Annotated in this window: 1 protein-coding gene and 1 pseudogene; both read left to right on the top strand. The window is 41.0% G+C overall.

From position 1 onward, the window contains the following. Positions 1–710: MATE family efflux transporter (locus CXF78_RS16920; protein WP_257984935.1), on the top strand; the 710-nt coding region annotated here is incomplete at its 5' end. 71 nt (positions 711–781) lie between these two features. Continuing rightward, positions 782–1592: pseudogene (locus tag CXF78_RS16925) on the top strand (S9 family peptidase); the annotation flags it as partial.

The following is a 1592-nucleotide window of genomic DNA, read 5'->3' on the forward strand; positions in this document are numbered from 1 at the left end:
TTATGGTAAAGCGCCAACTGGTGCACACTGGAGGGCTTAATTTAAGCCAGGTTATCGCGCATTTATCATGGCGCGGATATGCTCGTTTACTCACCTTAAACCGTGATATTTTTATCCGCAGTTTGTGCTTACAAGCCGCCTTTAGTTTTATGACCTTTTATGGTGCCGGTTTAGGCGACAATACTATTGCTGCCAACGCAGTACTGCTTAATTTACTGATGCTGATCTCTTATGCGTTAGATGGTATAGCCTATTATGCTGAAGCCGAAGTCGGCCGCGCATTTGGTCAAAAAAATCCAACACTACTGCATGACAGTGTTGTATTGGCTTTTTGCTGGTCGGCAATGGTTGCGGTGTTATTTAGCCTGCTTTTTTGGTCGGTTGGACCATGGATAATTCAGCTATTAACCAATATTGAAGGGGTACAAAACACCGCAAACATCTACTTAATCTGGCTCATTTTTATGCCTATCTTGGCATTTGGCTGTTATCTGTTCGATGGCGTGTATATTGGTGCTGCACACGGGAGTATTATGCGTAACAGCATGATAATTGCTACCTTTGGCGTTTACTTTCCGAGTTGGTATCTATTGCAAGATTGGGGCAACCACAGCCTTTGGGCTGCGATGTCAATATTCATGCTATGCCGAAGCGTGACTCTTGGCTGGCACTATTACTACAAACTCAGATATCAACTGGCGACCGTATAATATATTGAAGACCTTGATATAAAAATGTAACATCCAAATAACATTTTTATATCGCATTACATGGACCTTTAATGAAACGGATTTTATGGCTTGTTGTTATTAGTTTATGTCTATTTTCGCTTAGCTCATTTGCCAAACCTCTGCCTATAGAAGCCTTTGCCAGCATCCCAGATGTCCGCTTTGTTAGCTTATCTCCAGACGGTAAAAAAATTGCGTCTCTTGTACGAGTCAGTACTAATGAGCTTGAGGGCCAAGTACTCACTATTCGCGATATTCAAACCAATAAAGATATTTACCCATTACAGACTGACAATCAGAAATTTGTCATTTTATCGTTAACGTGGGCAAATAATGATGTCATCTTAATCGAGTCTAAATATCCCGCCATCCGTCGAGGTGTTCCCACAACCGAAACACGGTTAATAAAATACTCACTGAGCGAAAATAAAACCTCAAGTGTGTTTTCTAATCGTTCTCTATCGCGTTTTGTCGATTTACCGCAATTACAAGCATCGGTTATTGATTATCTTGACACCGATCCAAATCACATCCTTATGCAAATTCAAGGTTTAGGTTCTAAACCGCAATATGAAAGCGTCGTTAAAGTCAGTTTAAAAACAGGCGGTATCAAGACTTTACAACCAGCACGTATGCACATTGGAAACTGGTTAACCGATAGGCAGCACAATGTGCGTATTGGTATTTATCGCGATGACACAACCTACCGTATTTACGAACAAAAAGGAGCGGGTGAAGATCTCCGCAAATTATGGGAGTTCGAGGCTTTAGCAGAAGACGTAATTTGGCCTATCGGTTTTGACCATGATCCTAATATCTTATATATCAGCGCCTATCATCAAGGTTTTAAAGCCATCTTTAAAG

Origin of the sequence: Shewanella sp. 11B5 (assembly GCF_002836795.1) — a bacterium.
Lineage (GTDB): Bacteria > Pseudomonadota > Gammaproteobacteria > Enterobacterales > Shewanellaceae > Shewanella > Shewanella frigidimarina.